At 53.3% G+C, this 18676-nt stretch carries 19 protein-coding genes; 5 read left to right on the forward strand and 14 right to left on the reverse strand.

Going from position 1 to position 18676, the window contains the following annotated elements; genetic code table 11:
* Positions 1-627 (reverse strand): Ig-like domain-containing protein (locus QZ279_RS01505; RefSeq protein WP_293447115.1); only part of this gene is annotated, 627 nt, incomplete at its 3' end.
* A 99-nt stretch (positions 628-726) separates the two neighbouring features.
* Here QZ279_RS01505 and QZ279_RS01510 point away from each other — a divergent pair.
* Positions 727-1266, forward strand: coding sequence for a TIGR00730 family Rossman fold protein (locus QZ279_RS01510; protein WP_293447116.1), 540 nt, complete (start codon positions 727-729; stop codon positions 1264-1266).
* Between the two features lie 128 nt (positions 1267-1394).
* Here the strand turns inward: QZ279_RS01510 and QZ279_RS01515 are convergent, their stop codons facing one another.
* The 6 genes from QZ279_RS01515 to QZ279_RS01540 form a co-directional block, all read right to left on the reverse strand.
* The gene (locus QZ279_RS01515; protein ID WP_293447118.1) at positions 1395-1994 is read right to left on the reverse strand and encodes a superoxide dismutase; all 600 of its coding nucleotides are present in this window, start codon (positions 1992-1994) and stop codon (positions 1395-1397) included.
* Positions 1995-2104: 110 nt separating this feature from the next.
* Positions 2105-2671 carry a sarcosine oxidase subunit gamma family protein gene (locus QZ279_RS01520; RefSeq protein WP_293447119.1) on the reverse strand — a complete coding sequence of 189 codons (567 nt, stop codon included), beginning with the start codon at positions 2669-2671 and terminating at the stop codon, positions 2105-2107.
* Positions 2664-5681 carry a sarcosine oxidase subunit alpha family protein gene (locus QZ279_RS01525; RefSeq protein ID WP_293447121.1) on the reverse strand — a complete coding sequence of 1006 codons (3018 nt, stop codon included), beginning with the start codon at positions 5679-5681 and terminating at the stop codon, positions 2664-2666. The genes QZ279_RS01520 and QZ279_RS01525 overlap by 8 nt, the downstream gene beginning before the upstream one ends.
* Positions 5678-6007 (reverse strand): sarcosine oxidase subunit delta, encoded by a 330-nt coding sequence (locus QZ279_RS01530; RefSeq protein WP_293447123.1) that lies wholly within the window; start codon positions 6005-6007, stop codon positions 5678-5680. The genes QZ279_RS01525 and QZ279_RS01530 overlap by 4 nt, the downstream gene beginning before the upstream one ends.
* The gene (locus tag QZ279_RS01535; protein WP_293447124.1) at positions 6007-6573 is read right to left on the reverse strand and encodes a hypothetical protein; all 567 of its coding nucleotides are present in this window, start codon (positions 6571-6573) and stop codon (positions 6007-6009) included. The genes QZ279_RS01530 and QZ279_RS01535 overlap by 1 nt, the downstream gene beginning before the upstream one ends.
* Positions 6570-7814, reverse strand: a complete 1245-nt coding sequence (locus QZ279_RS01540) for a sarcosine oxidase subunit beta family protein (protein WP_293447125.1) — start codon at positions 7812-7814, stop codon at positions 6570-6572. Before QZ279_RS01540 ends, QZ279_RS01535 begins: the two co-directional genes overlap by 4 nt.
* Positions 7815-8086: 272 nt before the next feature.
* Between QZ279_RS01540 and ccmI the strand changes: the two genes are divergently transcribed.
* Genes ccmI through QZ279_RS01555 form a run of 3 tightly spaced genes read left to right on the forward strand, consistent with a single transcriptional unit; the run spans position 8087 to position 10031 of the window.
* Positions 8087-9319 (forward strand): c-type cytochrome biogenesis protein CcmI, encoded by a 1233-nt coding sequence (gene ccmI, locus QZ279_RS01545; RefSeq protein ID WP_293447127.1) that lies wholly within the window; start codon positions 8087-8089, stop codon positions 9317-9319.
* Positions 9316-9789, forward strand: a complete 474-nt coding sequence (gene ruvX, locus QZ279_RS01550; protein WP_293447129.1) for a Holliday junction resolvase RuvX — start codon at positions 9316-9318, stop codon at positions 9787-9789. The genes ccmI and ruvX overlap by 4 nt, the downstream gene beginning before the upstream one ends.
* 11 nt (positions 9790-9800) lie before the next feature.
* Complete coding sequence (locus QZ279_RS01555; RefSeq protein ID WP_293447131.1) at positions 9801-10031, forward strand: DUF1289 domain-containing protein; 231 nt, start codon at positions 9801-9803, stop codon at positions 10029-10031.
* A 231-nt stretch (positions 10032-10262) separates the two neighbouring features.
* On the opposite strand, the gene scpB is transcribed toward QZ279_RS01555, so the two are convergent.
* The 6 genes from scpB to QZ279_RS01585 form a co-directional block, all read right to left on the reverse strand.
* Positions 10263-10916: an SMC-Scp complex subunit ScpB gene (scpB, locus tag QZ279_RS01560; protein ID WP_293447133.1), complete on the reverse strand. Its 654-nt coding sequence runs from the start codon at positions 10914-10916 to the stop codon at positions 10263-10265.
* Positions 10909-11727: a ScpA family protein gene (locus tag QZ279_RS01565; RefSeq protein ID WP_293447134.1), complete on the reverse strand. Its 819-nt coding sequence runs from the start codon at positions 11725-11727 to the stop codon at positions 10909-10911. Before QZ279_RS01565 ends, scpB begins: the two co-directional genes overlap by 8 nt.
* Positions 11717-12724, reverse strand: coding sequence for a glycoside hydrolase family 3 N-terminal domain-containing protein (locus QZ279_RS01570; protein WP_293447135.1), 1008 nt, complete (start codon positions 12722-12724; stop codon positions 11717-11719). Before QZ279_RS01570 ends, QZ279_RS01565 begins: the two co-directional genes overlap by 11 nt.
* The gene (locus QZ279_RS01575; protein ID WP_293447136.1) at positions 12724-13836 is read right to left on the reverse strand and encodes an SPOR domain-containing protein; all 1113 of its coding nucleotides are present in this window, start codon (positions 13834-13836) and stop codon (positions 12724-12726) included. Before QZ279_RS01575 ends, QZ279_RS01570 begins: the two co-directional genes overlap by 1 nt.
* Before the next feature lie 79 nt (positions 13837-13915).
* Positions 13916-15649, reverse strand: a complete 1734-nt coding sequence (gene argS, locus QZ279_RS01580; protein ID WP_293447137.1) for an arginine--tRNA ligase — start codon at positions 15647-15649, stop codon at positions 13916-13918.
* Between the two features lie 79 nt (positions 15650-15728).
* Positions 15729-16865, reverse strand: coding sequence for a deoxyguanosinetriphosphate triphosphohydrolase (locus QZ279_RS01585; protein WP_293447138.1), 1137 nt, complete (start codon positions 16863-16865; stop codon positions 15729-15731).
* Between the two features lie 79 nt (positions 16866-16944).
* Between QZ279_RS01585 and QZ279_RS01590 the strand changes: the two genes are divergently transcribed.
* Positions 16945-17268, forward strand: coding sequence for an iron-sulfur cluster assembly accessory protein (locus QZ279_RS01590; protein WP_293447139.1), 324 nt, complete (start codon positions 16945-16947; stop codon positions 17266-17268).
* Here the strand turns inward: QZ279_RS01590 and QZ279_RS01595 are convergent, their stop codons facing one another.
* On the reverse strand, positions 17269-18129 hold the full coding sequence (locus QZ279_RS01595; RefSeq protein WP_293447141.1) for a DMT family transporter: 861 nt from the start codon (positions 18127-18129) through the stop codon (positions 17269-17271).
* Between the last annotated feature and the right edge of the window lie 547 nt (positions 18130-18676).

Genomic DNA, 18676 nt, shown 5'->3' on the forward strand with positions numbered 1-18676 from the left:
GATTTCCTGCGCATCTTTTGCGGTTTTTGCAGGCTCTTGAACCAGGATCAAAGGTTTAGGCTCTTGAATTGCCTCGACCACAAGCACGCTTTCATCTTCGGTGACAACCGCCGCTTGGATAGGTATCTCCGCTATTTCGGGTACCGATTGAACAACAGTTGCAACAACTGGCGCTATAATTACACGCTCGCTCACAGGTTCATTCACATCGCTCGATAACGTTAAAACACGGGTATCAGTGCTGTCAGGCAACGTCACAAAACTCGCAAATTTGCCACCCGCATCGGCCTTCACTTGTGCAACCACATCATCATCAACCTGAATAGAAACGGTGCTTCCCGCTTCTGCAGTGCCCGCGATCATTGCAGATCCGTCACCGTCAACGCGTACGACGTCAAAGCTTGGCGTTTTTGGTGCAGAGGCCATCCCCACCATACGCGGTGCAACGGGTTCAACAAGGCGAGCAACTTCAACATCAAGCGCACTATCCGCCACGGGCGCACTAAGAGCCTCATCCCTAGAAAAGACACCGCTGACATAACCAGCAACGCCAATCACAGCAACAAAGGCCGCGCCAGCACCGACCGTAACACCGGTTCCTGATGTTAAGAATGCGAATTTTCTCATCGTCAATCGTCTCCAATTTGTCCGCTTTTGCCGCAGACATTGCATGTGTATAACAAACACAGGGACTTCGGTCAAAACACTGAAATTGGTGACTAACCTATGCTACAACGCTCCGTCTGTGTCTATTGTGGCGCATCCGATGGGATTTCCCCAAACTACGCAAAAGCCGCCACCCAGCTTGGCACGCTTCTCGCTGATAACAATCTACGCCTCGTCTACGGGGCTGGCGATGTCGGTCTAATGGGGCGCGTCGCACGTGCTACTCAATCCGCGAACGGAAACACCTTTGGCGTGATCCCTCAACATCTGGTAAATTGGGAAGTCGGTAAAACCGATTTAACCTCCTACATCGTCACAGAAACCATGCACGAACGCAAAAAGGTGATGTTCATGAACGCAGACGCTGTTGCACTGCTTCCCGGCGGCGCAGGTTCTCTTGATGAGTTTTTCGAAGTCCTCACATGGGCACAGCTGGGCCTACACGCCAAACCTATCGTGTTGATCAACACAGACGGCTACTGGACCCCACTCCTCGCCCTGCTCGATCACGTCATCTCACAAGGCTTTGCCAAAGCAAGCATCAAAGACTTTTTCAAAATCGCCGATACCCCAGAGGAGGCCGTGCCACTTTTAAGCTGACCCAGTCTTCATCTTTCAAAATAAACTTGCCGCGCAGCGTCCCGACCAAAAGAAAAAGCGCGCCGCCCGAAATCAAAGGCGACGCGCGTCTATATCTTCAATCAAGCGCGCGTGAGCGCTCAATAGGATTACATGCGGGACGCGACGTTTTCCCAATTCACGAGATTGTCCATAAAGTTGGCCAAATACGCAGGGCGCTTATTGCGGAAATCGATGTAATAGGAATGCTCCCAAACATCACAACCAAGCAATGCAGTCTGACCAAAGCACAGTGGGTTCACACCGTTTTCTGTTTTTGTGACAGCCAAAGAACCGTCTGCATTCTTAACCAACCAGCACCAGCCCGCACCAAACTGACCGGCACCTGCTGCAGAAAACGCAGCCTTAAATTCGTCAACCGATCCAAAGCTCTCTTTCAAGGCAGATTCCAGCTCGGATGGTATCGCAGACTTTCCTGGACCCATCATTTCCCAGAACTGATTGTGGTTCCACAACTGGCTAATGTTGTTGAAAATACCGTTCTGCGCCACGGACTTTGCGTCGTATGTGCCTGTGATAATGTCTTCAAGCGACTTGCCGTCCCATTCCGTGCCAGCAATCAGCTTGTTGCCGTTATCCACATAGGCTTTGTGGTGCAGGTCGTGGTGGTACTCCAGCGTCTCTTTGGACATGCCAGCGTCAGCCAATGCATCATGCGCGTAGGGTAAATTTGGAAGTTCGAATGCCATGGGAAAAGGCCTTTCTGTTGGATTTGCTTTAGTCAGATAGAGTGCGCCCAGCCCCTAAGGTCAAGGGCTTGGCTCTACTTTAGAACGAATAAATCGACCGTTAGTTACGCTTAAAACGCGTCAACTTCAGAACCGGGCTGCGCCGCAACGCTCAATAAATCGAACATATACTGTGCAACAGATCGGAAACATACGACCGTGAACGCGTCTTGTTCGTTCATCCAGAACGCGGCTGGCACTTGTGCAAGGCGTGAACGTCTGAACATCCCCTTCTCAAACGCGCTATTGGCGAAATCGACAGGGGCAAGTTTTGCCATGACGTCGCGCGCCTTAGGACCGGACACTTCAAAAACCGCGCGCGCATCGGACACGTCTGCTGCCAAGAAATGTGTGCCAGCCAAAGACTTGCTCAAACCTTCAATCGTGCTCGCAACATCGCCATGCGGCACCATCAACAGCAATTCATCCGGCGACATCCACGCGGCACCATCGTCTTCTTCCAAAGCAATCGATCGCATCCCAGGCATTGCACCTGCAATCGATTTCACCGCTTTGATCAGTTTCTTATCACTCAGATCACCGCGCAGTGTAATCATTCCGCGCAGGCCAAATTCAGTCACATCCGCGATACCATCGACATAGGAAGCGCCTTGTAACGCACTCACAGCATTAGACATTTGGCTTCGCTCCTTCTTTGTCATAGATCACAGGATCAATGATTTTCGCTTTGATGATGGCGCCACCTTCCTTGGGGAAATCAATGACTTCGCCCACGCGACCCGGTCCGTTCTTTACCAATCCCATCGCAATCCCACGCTCAAGGTTGGATGAATAATAGGTCGAGGTCACGCGCCCGAACATGTTGCGCTGACCATTGGCGTTCACACCGTCTTCAACCGCATATGCGCCATCTGGCAGCACGGATTTATCAAGCGTTTCAAGGCCAACCAGTTTCCACCGATCAGGATCCGTCATATGGCTACGCTGATGTGCGCGCTTTCCAAGGTAATCTTCTTTCTTCTTGGACAACGCCCACTGCAAGTTCAAATCCTGCGGGATCACTGTCCCGTCGGTTTCGTCCCCAATCATAATAAAGCCCTTCTCGGCGCGCAAAATGTGCAGCGTTTCTGTGCCATAGGGCATCGCACCGAACTCTTCACCCGCCTCCATCAAGGCCTCCCAGAACGCCAAGCCTTGGGATGCAGGTACCGCAATTTCATAGGACAATTCGCCCGAGAACGAGATGCGGAACACGCGCGCATCAAACCCGCCAATCGTGCCATCGCCCCATTCCATAAAGGCCAACGCCTCTTTGGACACATCCATGCCGCCCAGCTTTTCCAAAACCTTACGTGCATTAGGACCAACCACTGCAATCTGCGCGAACTGCTCGGTCACATTGGCAACGTAGACGTTCCAATCCCACCATTCCGTTTGCAACCACTCTTCCATGTGACCATGGATCGTCTCGGCCCCGCCTGTCGTCGTGTGACACAGGAACGTCTCATCATCAATCCGAGCAACCACACCGTCGTCGATCAAGAACCCGTTCTCAGAACACATCAAACCATAGCGACACTTGCCGGGTTTCAACGTGCTCATCATATTGGTGTAGAGCATGTCGAGGAATTTACCTGCGTCAGGCCCCTTCACGATTAGCTTTCCCAGCGTAGATGCATCAAGTAAACCAAGGGCTTCACGCGTGTTCTTCACTTCGCGGTTGACCGCGTCATGCACGCTTTCACTGGGTTGCAAATAGGCAAACGGACGACGCCACGCGCCAACAGGTTCCCAATCGGCCCCATTTGCATCGCTCCATTCATATAGTAGCGTTTTGCGCAGTGGTTGGAACACTTTGCCCCGTGCTTCGCCGCCAATCGCACCCATTGAGATGGGGGTGTACGGGGGACGGAACGTTGTCGTACCCGTCTGCGGAATAGGTTGACCCAATGCATCAGAAAGGATCGCCAATCCGTTGATGTTGCTCAGTTTACCTTGATCTGTCGCCATACCCAATGTCGTATACCGTTTGGCATGTTCAACGCTCTCAAAGCCTTCTTGCGCGGCCAATTGAACGTCGGATACTTTCACATCGTTCTGATAATCAAGCCACGCTTTGGAACGCAACTTATACCCCGCGCCTTGCGGCATTAGCCAAACCGGCTCGACAGGGTTTTCAGATGTCGGCGTGCCCTCGGGGATATGTCCTTTTGCGGACGTTCCACCGGTCGCCCTGCCTGCCGCAAGACCTGCACCATGCGCATCGCCCATCAGTTCGGCCAATTGCATGTGACCATTGGCGCTACCCGCAACACTGACGAACCCTTCGCCCGTCGCACCCAAAGGTGGACGTTCGCTATCAGGGCGGAAGTGGCTTTGCGCTTCGTCCCAAACCAGTTTGCCACCGCAATGGGACCACAAGTGAACTACAGGCGACCAGCCGCCCGACATCGCGACCACGTCACATGGGATCACCTCCAGCACGCCGCCTTCACCTGCTTGAGAACACAGCTCAACCGCTTCAACGCGCTTGCCGCCTTTGACCATGCCAATGGCTTTGCCGTTCTCGACACGAATGCCAAGCGCGCGCGCGTCATCCGCCAAAGTACCGCCGCCGCCCGAACGAGCATCAATGATGCACGGTACGTCTAGCCCAAGACCTTTAAGAGTGATCCCCGTGCGATACGCATCGTCGTTATTGGTCACAACAACCGTGCGATCCCCAACGGAAACCCCAAAATTCACCGCATAATCACGCACGGCCGCCGCCAGCATAACACCTGGAATATCGTTGCCTGCAAAGCTGATCGGGCGTTCAATCGCGCCAGTCGCCGTGATGATCTGCGCCGCACGAATGCGCCACAGACGATGACGCGGGCCAGCGACCTCGGGCGTGTGTTCGCGCAGGCGCTCGTAGCCCAGCACATAGCCGTGATCGTAGACACCCGCGCCCATAAGGCGTGTGCGCATTGTGACGTTGTCCATTGTCGCCAATTCAGCGACCAATGCATCAACGTAATCACCCGCACTTTGGCCATCGACCTCGCCGCCATCCACTGGCGCGCGACCGCCCCAATGGGCCGTCTGTTCCACCAACAGAACCTTCACGCCCGTCAGTGCCGCCGCTTTGGCCGCTTGCAGACCTGCAATACCACCGCCAACAACCATCACATCGCAGAAAAAGTAGAAATGCTCATACGTATCGGGATCACGATCCTCTGCGCGGGGCGCTTTGCCCAAACCCGCAGATTTACGAATGATCGGCTCATACACGTGCTTCCAAAAGGCGCGTGGATAGAGGAACATCTTGTAATAAAAACCCGCAGGCAAGAAGCGCGACAGATGCGTGTTGATCGCGCCCACGTCAAACTCAAGGCTGGGCCAATGGTTTTGCGAGGCAACCTTCAGACCGTCAAACAACTCCGTCACCGTCGCGCGTTGGTTCGGCTCAAAATCATTTGTGCCGCCCATATTGAACAACGCGTTCGGCTCTTCCCCACCGCTTGCGACAATCCCGCGCGGGCGGTGGTATTTGAACGAACGTCCAACCAGCATCTGATCATTGGCCAGCAAGGCAGAGGCAAGCGTGTCGCCCGCGACGCCCTTCATCGTGGTCCCATTAAAATCAAAGGAAAGCTGCTCGCCGCCGTCCGTGAAACGACCGCCAGTTTTTAAACGTGTGCTCAAGAGAAGGTCCTCCAAGTCCAACCGGGCCGCTTGGCGCTGATTGCATCTTTGATCTCTTTTGGTGGCTCATAGGTCTGCGCTGAATACGTGCCAAACACCTCAAGCGTCTGCGTGCAGCGCGCCGCATGGAACCACTTGCCGCAGCCATTGTTGTGACGCCAACGTTCCAAATGTACCCCGCGCGGGTTTTCCCGCATGAACAGGTATTCCTCGAATTGATCATCCGTGGAGCCTATGGAGTGGCGTTTCAAATGCGCCTCTCCACCAGCATGATATTCCGTTTCTTCGCCGCTTACGCCGCAGCATGGGCAATTAAGGATTAGCATTAGTTTGCTCCTATCAAATCGCCAAAGCCCCATTGAATGGTGCCAATAGCCAGTAGTATTGCTTGGAAATTTTGAAGTTTTTGCCTTAGAATCAAAACATCAACTCGATGTTTATCTTCCTCATCTGCATTCAATTGAGAATTCTGTTCCATCTCTTCGAAATCAAGTTCTTCAAGCGCATCAAATTTTTCATGTTGAGCTAGCGGGGACAGTTCAGAGACTGCTTCAGAAACAACTCGTTTTTGATCCTTCATCCAACGTTCAATTGATCCAGCAAGCAACACAACTTTTTTGATGGCAAAGTTTATATCTGCGGAGTTCATATTCAAATGATTGCTAACTATAGCAAACTTTTTTGCAGATCCCAGCGGAGGCGGATCAAGGTCTGAAAGTTGAGAGTAATACAATGCAACCGCAGCAATAATAAACGCGCCCATCCTTGGAAGTAGGTCACCGTTTGACGTAAAGAGACACCAGATAGAGACCAAAAACCAAACTAGCAAAGAAAGCCCCCAGAGCAATCTAATGAAAAAAGACTCGCTGTCAAAGAACGCAAACTTTGTCAATGAGCCACTCCCGCCGCAACGCTTTCATCGATGAACTTGCCCTCTTTGAAGCGCCACATGGAGAACTCATCCGTAAGCGGTGACTCGCCCTTCGCCATCAGTTCCGCCATGGCCCAGCCAGACCCCGGAATGGCTTTGAACCCACCCGTGCCCCAACCGCAGTTCATGAACATGCCCTCAATCGGCGTCTTGGTCAGCATGGGCGAGCGGTCCCCCGTCACATCCACTATACCGCCCCATTGGCGCAGCATTTTCAGACGGGACAGCATCGGGAACGTCTCGATCAGCGCGCGCACGGTTTCTTCGATATGATGGAACGATCCACGCTGCGTGTAGTTGTTGTACCCGTCCGTGCCACCGCCAATGACCATTTCGCCTTTGTCCGATTGCGACAGGTAGCCGTGCACGGTGTTCGCCATTACCACGATATCCATCGCGGGTTTGATCGGCTCTGACACCAGCGCTTGCAACGCAACGCTTTCCATTGGCAAACGAAAGCCCGCCATGTCGGCCAGCACCGATGAATTGCCTGCAACGATGCCGCCAAGTTTATCGCACTCAATCGCGCCTTTGGTGGTGTCGACGCCGACAACCTTGCCACCCGACGTGCGGATGTTGGTCACTTCGCATTGCTGGATGATGTCCATGCCCATATCTGAGCATGCACGCGCATAACCCCAAGCGACTGCGTCATGGCGCGCTGTGCCGCCACGTTCTTGGAACAGACCACCCAGAACGGGATAGCGTGGGCCGTTCAGTTCGATAATCGGGCAAATTTCTTTGACGCGGCCCGGTCCGATCCATTCGGTTGGCACGCCTTGCAGCGCGTTCGCGTGGGCCGTGCGTTTGTAGCCGCGAATTTCGTGCTGGGTTTGCGCCAACATCAAAACACCGCGTGGGCTAAACATGACGTTGTAGTTCAAATCTTGGGACAGCGTTTCATAGAGCGAGCGGGACTTTTCGTAGATCGCCGCCGATGGGTCCTGCAAATAGTTTGAGCGGATGATCGTCGTGTTGCGCCCTGTGTTGCCGCCCCCCAGCCAGCCCTTTTCGATCACCGCCACATTGGTGATGCCAAAGTTCTTACCTAGGTAATAGGCCGTCGCTAGACCGTGACCGCCTGCCCCGATGATGATCACATCGTATTTTGATTTGGGCGCGGGGGACCGCCATGCGCGCTCCCATCCGCTATGATGGCGGAATGCTTCGCGTGCGATGGCAAATGCGGAATAACGCTTCATGGGACGGCCCTCGAATGTTTGTCATACACGATACGATCGGATTCGTGCGATGCTTTGGTTTTGGTCTGGATGGCAAAAATGTGGATACTGCGTGCGACGATATCATGTCGTTTCGCGACACCCCCCCTAAAACCGATCCAAACCACCCTCTGAGAACCAATAAAACCAACAGAATTCAAGTCGATTCCCGCCCCGCGACAACCCCGCGCAGCGACGGGCCTTTTTTTCGGGGCCAATCCCGACTAGATGAAAGGGAATACGGGAGTGTCTTCATGGTGTTTTGGCTGATCACAAGTGTTCTGGCGATAGGTGCGTTCGCCTTGCTGGCTTTGGCGCTTTGGCGCGGTCACGAGGGCGCGCGCCCTGCTGCGGAGTTTGATCTAAAGGTCTACAGCGATCAACTCGCCGAAGTTGAGCGCGACAAAGAACGCGGCGTGATCGAGCCTGACGATTCAGAGCGTTTGATGACTGAGATTTCGCGACGCATTCTTGCGGCTGACACTGCGATGCAAATGGTGCAATCGGATCAGCGATCATCGCCCATGTTAAGTTACGGCGCGATGGCTGTGTTGGCGTTGGTTTTGGTTGGCGGGTCTTTGTATTTGTACCGCGACCTTGGCGCTGCTGGGTATGGTGATCTAGCGCTCTCGACGCGGATCAAGCAGGCCCAAATTGCCCGTGACACCCGCCCGAACCAAGAGACCGCAGAAGCGTCTTTGCCTGCGCCAACGGTCAATCCAGAGACACCAGCAGCATATGTTGAGCTGGTCGAGAAGTTGCGCGTTGCTGTGGACCAACGTCCAGATGATTTGCAAGGCGCAACCCTCCTTGCAACCCACGAAATGCGTCTGGGCAATGCGTCCCGCGCGGCCAAAGCGCACTCCCAAATCCTGCGTTTGAAACGTTCGGATGCAACCGCAGAGGATTTCGCAACCTACGCTGATATGTTGGTCATTGCAGCGGGTGGATATGTGTCCCCACAAGCCGAAGGTGCATTGGCCGCGGCCTTACAAAAAGACCCTAAGAACGGCGTTGCGCGCTATTATTCTGGCCTAATGATGATGCAAGTCGGACGCCCCGACATCGCGTTCCGTGCATGGGCGAATTTACTGCAAGACAGCCCCGATGATGAAGCTTGGGTTGACCCCATCCGCGACCAGATCGAAGAGCTCGCCTTTCGGGCCGGCGTTGAGTACGAATTGCCAGAACGCAAGCAAGCAGAGCTGGCTGGTCCAAGTGCTGAGGACATGGAAAACACCGCTGAGATGAGCGACGAGGACCGCCAAGAGATGATCGCGGGCATGGTTGCGCAGCTCTCAGATCGCCTTGCCGCAGAGGGCGGCAGTCCAGAAGAATGGGCGCGTTTAATTTCGGCTTTGGGCGTCTTGGGTGACGCAGATCAAGCCGCATTGATCTGGCAAAACGCGAAGGATGTCTTTGCGGATCGTCCAGACGCGTTGGCCACCGTGCGTGACGCCGCGCGCCGTTTGGGAATTACGCAATGATCTATGAGACAGTTAAAGCATTCGAAGCCGCCCTCCCCAAGTTTCGCGCACTCGCGGGTCTGGACCTTGGCACAAAAACAATTGGCGTGTCTGTCAGCGACGGCATGATGTCTGTCGCTACCCCGCTGGAAACAGTGAGACGCACAAAATACACAGCCGACGCCGCGCGTTTGGAAGAGATATTCGCAGCGCGCAACATCTGCGGAATTGTTCTGGGTTTGCCATTCAATATGGACGGTTCTGAGGGGCCACGTTGCCAGTCTACCCGTGCATTTGCGCGTAATTTTGCACGTCAAAGTGATTTGCCCATCACCTATTGGGATGAACGCCTGTCCACAGTTGCCGCAGAACGCGCGTTGCTAGAGGCGGATACGTCGCGAAAGCGTCGTGCAGAGGTGATCGATCACGTCGCCGCAGGGTATATTTTGCAGGGTCTATTGGATCGCATTCAATTCATGCGGCGTGGGTAGAGGATAATAAAATGATCAATGATGTTTGGCAACGCAACGAATTAGACAGCCCGTGCATTCAGATTTGCATCGTGCATCCGGAAACGCGCCTGTGCACAGGGTGCAATCGTTCCATCGACGAAATTTCTCAGTGGTCCAAGATGACATCCGAGACACGTCGCTCGATCATGGAAGAATTGCAGAGCCGACAATCCGCACCCACTGGACGACGTGGTGGCCGCGCTGCGCGGCTTAAACGTTAAAGAAGTGTGGCTATTTTGGGTGGAATCATAATTAGGATCATCCAACTTACGGGCTTTGCGTTGTGCCATTTTATCGCTGCCTGCGCTAATATCCTTGTTGATCGCAATGCTCATAATACGGCGAATGACCATATTGATAATTTGATTCATATTCATAGGTTCAATGCTTGTCCCGGCCTCATCCAACGACATAGTGCGTGATTGTGCATTTTTAAGGGCAATCGAGCAGCATTATTCTTCAAACAGTTCAGTTTGGTTTTCATCCTCGCCGCCCTCTTCATCATCAAGGCTCGCACCCAAACTAGGCGGAGGACGGTTTTCCAGCAGACCAGCCGAACGAAGTTCTTTAAGACCCGGAAGATCACGTGCGCTTTCAAGCCCGAATTGATCCAAGAAATCCTGTGTCACGACAAAAGTAATGGGCCGACCCGGTGTCATTCTGCGCCGTCCAAAACGGATCCATTCCATTTCCAGCAATTGATCAACAGTGCCACGTGACACCGCCACACCGCGAATTTCTTCGATTTCGGCGCGCGTTACAGGCTGGTGATAGGCGATGATTGCAAGGGTTTCGATCGCAGCGCGCGATAGTTTACGTGTCTCAACCGTTTCTTTTTGCATCAGAAAACTTAGATCAGGTGCGGTGCGCATCGCCCATGCATTCCCGGTCTTTACAAGGTTTACACCCCGTCCCTCATACCGCTTTTTCAAATGCACAAGCGCCGCAGCGGCGTCACATCCGTGTGGCATGCGCGCATTCAAATCAGCGACGGTTACAGGGTCTGCACTGGCAAAGAGCACGGCCTCGACCATGCGCTCTTGTTCACCCACGGGTGGTGCTTCGAATAAGCTTTCTTCGATGCGATCTTCTTCAACGTCACTCACGCGGGTCTCTCCGTCGTAATTGAATGGGGGCGAAGGCGTCGGCTTGGCGTAGCTCTGCCTTGCCTTCTTTCACAAGTTCAAGCGAGGCCGCGAATGTGGCCGCCGTCGCAGAGCGCAATTTAACAGGGTCTTGATCCCACCCCTCTGGAAGGTAGCTCATGATTTCGGTCCAATCGCCTGCAAAACCAATAAGGCCACGCATCCGGCCAAGCGCTTCTTCCAGAGTATAGACAGACTCGCGATCCAACACAAAAGGGCGAAACTCATCCCGGGTACGAATGCGCGCGTATCCTTGCATCAAGTCAAGCAAGGTCGCCGTGTAAGTCACTGTTTTTACGCGCTCAACCATTTCAGGACTACCACGCGCGAAGAAATCACGTCCCAATCGATCCCGCCCCATGAGACGCGCAGCGACATCGCGCATCGCCTGCAAGCGTTCAAGTTGGAATGCCAAATGCACCGCAAGTTCTTCGCCGGTCGGGCCTTCTTCGGTGGGGTCAGGCGGCAATAAGAGACGCGACTTCAAAAAGGCCAACCACGCCGCCATCACCAGATAATCAGCAGCCAGTTCAAGGCGAAGTTCTTTCGCTTTTTCAACGAACAACAGATATTGCTGGGCCAATTGCAGCACTGAAATCTTGCGTAAATCGACTTTTTGCGTACGCGACAGGGTCAGCAAAATATCCAACGGACCTTCAAACCCATCAACATCAATGATGAGGGCCTCTGCGGCCATACGGTCTTCCACGGAAAGGCGTTCAGGCTTTTCCGCGGTCCAATCACTTAACTTTTTGGGCGTTTCAGACGTCATTCCCCGTTCCGTTCACAAGCGCGTCAAGCTGCGCATGCAGATCGGAAATGTCAACAGGATCAGGCGTGCGGCGACATGCCAGTGCTGCATCCGCGCGACGCTGTGCATCTGCGTTCATCGCGCCAGAGGCTGCTGCCACCTCTTCCATTTCGTCCATCTTACCGTTGCAATGCAAAACCACATCGCAGCCCGCATCAATTGACAAACGCGACAATTCACCAAGACTGCCCGTGAGCGCCTTCATAGAAATATCGTCGGTCATGATCAGACCGTTAAAGCCGATATCATCGCGGATCATACCCATCATTTTGGGCGATAGCGTCGCGGGACGGTCATCAAAAGCACTGTATGTTATATGGGCGGTCATCCCCATAGGAGTGTCATTTAGCGCGGTAAACGCCGCAAAATCGGTTTGGCGCAAGATCTCACCATTCGTATCGACTATGGGCAAATCAAGATGGCTGTCAGAGACAGCGCGACCATGGCCTGGGATATGCTTGAGAACAGGGAGAACACCGCCATCTATCAGGCCGCCAGCCGCCGCCTGACCAATCTTAACAACGGTCGCTAAGTCACTGCCATAACAACGGTTTTTCAAAAATTCATGCGTATTTTCAGAGGCAATATCAACCATTGGCGCACAATTGGCATCGATCCCAAGCGCCATCAATTCGTCTGCAATAATACGGTAGCGCAAATACATCGCGCGTGGCGCATTCGCCCCGTAGCGCAACAAATCATCCAAAGGCGGCAACCACTGTGTCGCCAAAGGGGGGCGTAGGCGCTGCACGCGACCGCCCTCTTGATCAATCAGAATAGGCGCATCACGACCAACCGCATCACGCAATGAATTGCACAGCGTTAAAATTTGTTCACCGTCGTCCAAATTACGATCAAATACGATGAACCCGAAAGGGTTTGCATCGCGAAAAAAGCTGATCTCCCTTTGTGACAGCGTAGGGCCCAAACAGCCCAGTATGGTCGCGCCGTATGTCATTACCGAGTGACCACAGGAATGCAGTCTGTGTTCTGAGCCGTCAAAGCAGAACAGAAACGACGCGCATCGGCGAGGTCGGAAAAGCCCATCGCGCGCAGGCGATAGAATGTACGTCCGCCACTGCTGGCTTTTTGAACAACACGATCTTTGCCATTCATGTATTCGCTGAATTTCGTACTGAACCGCGCCCATTCTTTACGCGCGATCTCAGGGCTCTCGTAGGCTCCCAGTTGAACAAGGCGAGTACTGGCTGGAATACTGGAGGCACTTATTTCGGTAACGCCGCCTGCTGTCGCAGTTGTAGATGTTGCTGCACTCAAAGAGGCGGTACGCACGCCAGCTGGGCGAATTTTAGGTCGCAGTGAAACAGACGGCTCCGGAATGCTACGCGCAATCACATTTGGGCTAATGCCCAACGGTGCCGTTGTTTGGCGCGTCGGAGCGGCTTGAATATTTAAGTCGCTTGTTTCGGCTTGAACCGACGCCGTCACAACCTGCCCTTGGGTGGTCAATGGCGTGGCACCCACTGCAATCTGTGCGGCAAGGGCTTCAATGGAGGCCATCTTGGACGCGGTGCTTGCATCTTCCTGCACGATTGCGGGCGCACTTAAGGTGAGCGTTTCTGCGACAGGGTCTTGGGACGCATCCCTTGGAGCAAACCGCGTCTGGGCTGCTGCAAGGCGATCAATCAAGGGCACACTATCGTTGGACAAATCAATTGGCTCAGGTGCTAGAACAATGCGATCAGATGGGGCCGCGGTTCCACCTGCGGCCGCGACGGAATTCACCGACAAACCTTGGTTCAGCGCCTGCGCGCCACCGGGCTCTTGCGGACGGATCCGCATTTCGCCCTGCACTGCACGCACAACTGGAACGCCTGCAACGTCACGTGCGATAAGCTGATAACCCCAAACGCCAACACCAACTAGCAGCGCCAAAGAAAGCACCGCGCCAGTCAGTGCGGCAGCGGCCTTTACCGAATTTCCGGAGTTGGGCTGCTGCGCATGCGGCGGTGTCAACGGCTGTTGAGGCTGTTGTTGATAGCCCTGATACGCTTGATACGATCCGGCCTGAGGCGCGTAACCGCGCCCGTTCATTGGGAAATCTGCCATTTTGCCTCACATTGTGCCAGCGATACGGTGCCGCAGGCATCTTTTAGAACTACTCAACGTCCAGTGTGAGGAATGTCATTTAGCGCATTTCTTCAACCGGTTCGACACCCAAGATACCCAAGCCCGCGCAAATCACAACCTGCGTGGCACGTGCGAGTGCTATTTTAGAAACAGATGTGGCATCTTCGCCGTCTTGAATGAATCTAAGCTCTGGCAGATCGTTGCCACGGTTCCACAAAGCGTGGAATTCGCTCGCTAAATCATAGAGATAGAAGGCAATCCGGTGTGGTTCATTCGTCCGCGCCGCAATCGACACAAGCCGTGGCCATTCTGCAATCTTCTTGGCCAGCGTGATTTCCGCCGCATGGCTGATCTGTGTCAAATCAGGCGTCGCACTTAAATCAATGCCAGCAGCTTTTGCTTTGCGCAGCACGGAATTCACCCGCGCATTCGCATATTGAACGTAGAACACAGGGTTGTCTTTGGATTGCTCCAGCACCTTATCAAAATCGAAATCAAGCGAGGCATCGTTTTTGCGCGTCAGCATATGGAACCGTGTAGCACCCGGGCCGACTTGGTCAACGACATCACGCAATGTGACGAACGTCCCTGCCCGTTTGGACATCTTGAACGGCTCACCATTTTTGTAAAGTTTCACCAATTGCGTCAGCTTGATATCAAGCGGCACTTTGCCATCCGACAACGCAGACACCGCCGCCTTCATCCGTTTGACATAGCCACCATGATCCGCCCCGAAGACGTCGATCAATTCATCAAAGCCACGCATGACCTTGTCATAGTGATACGCGATATCGGGCGCGAAATAGGTCCAAGCGCCGTCAGATTTCATTACGGGGCGATCAACATCATCACCGTGCTCTGTGGACTTGAACAAGGTTTGTTCGCGCGGTTCCCAATCCTCAGGCTTTTTACCCTTTGGTGGCTCAAGCACGCCTTCATAGATCAGACCCTTGTCTTTCAGCGCGTTGATCGCCGCCTCGATGCGGCCTGTGCCGTAAAGGGATTTCTCGGAATAGAACACATCCATCTTGATTCCAAGCGACGCAAGGTCAGCGCGCACGAGGTCCATCATTTTCTCAGTGGAAAACTCACGCACGTCCAGCAACCAGTCGCTTTCAGGCTTGCCAACGTATGCATCACCCACTTTTTCCTTCAACTCAACGCCGACAGGAACAAGGTAATCACCGGGATATGTACCATCCTCAAACGCAACCTCTTGGCCATGCGCTTCAAGATACCGCAAGTATACGGACCGCGCGAGAACATCGACCTGCGCGCCGCCGTCGTTAATGTAGTATTCCCGCGTGACGTTGTAGCCTGCGTAATCCAGCAAGCTGGCAAGTGCATCGCCGAAAACCGCGCCACGGGTGTGACCTACATGTAAAGGGCCCGTTGGGTTCGCAGAGACATATTCAACGTTAACTTTTTTGCCCTGTCCCATATCGGACCGGCCAAACGCCTCGCCCTGCTCTAATGCCGCACCGACAACATCCTGCCAAAGCGCACTCGACAACCGCATGTTCAAAAAGCCAGGTCCAGCCACATCCGCACTTTCGATGCGTGGATTAGCGGTCAATTGAAGAACCAAAGCATCCGCAATATCGCGTGGCTTCATCTTGGTCGGCTTGGCCAATACCATCGCGGCATTCGTCGCCATATCGCCATGCGCCGCATCACGCGGTGGTTCTACCGCAACGTTGGCAAAGTCTAGATCATTCGGCAAAGTGCCCGCCGCCTGCATGGTTTCAAGCGCGGAAATAACGGCCGTACGGATATCAGCAAAGAGGTTCATAGAACACGTCCCTATAGGTTTGAGCGCGTCTTAACATGCATGACGCAACATTCAATGGAATAGGCGGTTTCGCCCATGATTAGCCGAGCAGTCGCTCGTGTTCCTGCAACGCAAAACGATCGGTCATGCCAGAAATATAATCCGCCACGATACGCGCAAGTTCAGTTCTTGTACGGGCTTGCTCCACATCAACGCGCCACTCTGCAGGAAGCATTTCGGTTTGCGTCATAAACAAAGGGAATAAATCCTCAACAACTTTCGTCACCTTTTCGCGCATGATCACCACAGTTGGCGCGCGATACATACGAGTGAATAAAAATTCGCGTATCACTTTAAGGTCAGACCATAATTCATTGGAAAATTTAACGACTGGTCTACCAAGGTGACGCACATCATCGGCGGTTTCGACATTGTTTTCCGCAAGGATTGTACGGCTGGTGGCAATCACATCAGACACCATGACGCCAAACACACGGCGTAGCGCTTCGTGGCTTCTACGCGTCGGATCGATGTTAGGATACAGCTTATCCACCTCTGCAAAGGCTGCACCTACGATTGGAAGTGCGCAAATATCATCCTCGCTGAATAGGCCCGCGCGCAAACCATCGTGAAGATCGTGATTATTATATGCGATATCATCAGAAAGCGCGGCAACCTGCGCCTCTGCACTGGCGTGTGTGTGCAGCTCCAAATCGTGGCGCGCTTGATAATCGCTGAGCGCATGGGGCAAATCACCCGTCACTGGACCGTTATGCTTGGCCAATCCTTCAAGCGTTTCCCACGTCAAATTAAGCCCATCAAATTCGGCATAATGGCGCTCTAGCGAGGTCACGATTTTCACCGCTTGTGCGTTATGATCAAAACCACCGTAGGGCTGCATCAATGCGTTCAAAGCATCTTCGCCCGTATGACCAAAGGGCGTGTGACCCAAATCATGCGCCAGTGCGATTGCCTCTGTCAGTTCGCCGTTCAGCCCTAGCGCTCCTGCCATCGTGCGGGCAACTTGCGCGACCTCGATTGAATGCGTCAAACGTGTGCGGAAATAATCGCCCTCGTGTTCTACAAAGACCTGTGTCTTGTGTTTAAGGCGGCGAAACGCACTGGAATGTATGATGCGATCACGGTCGCGCTGAAAGCACGTGCGATGCGCGCTTTCTTCTTCGGCCACCAGCCGACCCCGCGTTTGAGCTGGATCACAAGAATATGTTGCGCGCATGAAGTCCCGTCCTTGCCGCTTGTCCCAAGGGCCCTTATATTGCGTGCAGAGCAAAGAGCCAACAGGCGGAGCCTATTCAATGAACATTCCACCCAAAGTGACACAGCGTGCGTTTGAGCGTCTTTCTGAAATCGGTGCCGCTGAGCAAGGCCAAGCGCTGCGTGTGGCGGTCGAGGGTGGTGGGTGTTCCGGTTTTCAATATGAAATCAAGCTCGACGCACCTGCCTCGGATGACCTTGTGTTAGAAGGCGTTGGCGAAAAGGTAGTGATCGATTCAATGTCCCTGCCCTTTCTGGAAAATGCTGTCATCCATTTTTCCGAAGAATTAATCGGCGCACGGTTCACGATTGAAAACCCGAATGCGACCAGTTCTTGTGGGTGCGGTACTAGCTTTTCGATGTAATCACATACGATCAGATCGCGCAGCATCCAGCACGATATATGCACCAGAGGTCATTATGACACCAGCGCCAAGCATCAGCCCAAGCGTTGGTGTTTCGGAAAACAGCACGACCCCAGCAATGATCAGTGCGACAAACTGTAGGTTCATCAATACCGTCGCAACATAGGCTTTCATCTTTGTAAGAACCAAAACCAGCACCCATCGCGCGATGAAAAATACGCTCGCATAACTTGCGATCAAGAATACATCTTGTGCATCCATAGGTTTGTAAACAAAGGGTAAAACAGCCCCCATAACAACGCATATCGCCAAGTTTGGATGGAAAACCTGAAGCAGCGTGTTCTTCTCATCGCGGCTAATGTGGCGTGCAAGGACCAACGCGCCAGCCCCCGTGAACGCGCTTAAGATTACACACAGATGGGCAGAGTTCAAAACGACGATGCCCTCGGGATGAAGCAATAACATTCCAACGACACTTGCGAGTAAAGCCGGCCAACTTTGAGGTCTGACCTGTTCACCCAATATCGGTCCACTGAGGAATGCAGCGAAGATAGGGACAAGTGCGATGAAAACAAACACCTCGGCAAATGGAAGCTTTCGAAAGGCAATGAAATAGAAAACCGATGAGATGATCACCAGCGCAGATCGCAGCGCCAAACTGCGCGGGCGTACACTGCGCAACAAACTTTGGTTTTTGCCAAACCGCAAAGTGATAAAACTCAGGCTAGCCACAACAAGTCCTGAAAAGAAGAACAACTGCGGTGCCGCAAAGCTTTGTGCAACCGTGCGCACAATTGCATCAGCACCGGTTGCAGGCACGCAATAAATCAAGATCAAATTGAGACCGCCAAATGCAATCATAGCATGGCCGTTTTCATAATGACGACGACCCAACATCATCTTTGGCGCTCTTGCAGTGCAGCACGTGATCGAGCGTCCTTCTGTTCAACAGCAATTGGTGCACGAACGAAGTGCTCGGAAAAGGACCCAAACTCAGACGTCGCAGTCACAACGTCGTGCAAATGATCTGATGAGGTCGCTGGAAGCGCTTTAAACAATTGTGGCGCCATCAAATCCCAACTCGCGATGCGCGCGCCCGTCCAAGCGAAAAGTGCGTGCGATACGTCACGCAATGCGTTCACGGGTTCGATCGTGTTGTAAAACCCAGTACCAGCCGCAGTGTAGCCGCCTGAATTCTACGGCTGGACCCCATTAAAAATGGGGGGATTACCGCTGTGCTTGCGCTAAGTAACTTCTTCATGGAATTCTCCCAAAAAATTCGCTCCCCTTGCGGCGAGCTTCTCCCTCAAACACTTTTACCAAAGCGCTTTGATAACTTTAGCATTGCGATTATGCCCATTGTGTCAACTCCGAAACGCCATATTCATATACTTTTAATGTGGATAAC

Source organism: Planktotalea sp. (assembly GCF_018607965.1).
In the GTDB taxonomy this organism is placed as follows: Bacteria; Pseudomonadota; Alphaproteobacteria; order Rhodobacterales; family Rhodobacteraceae; genus Planktotalea.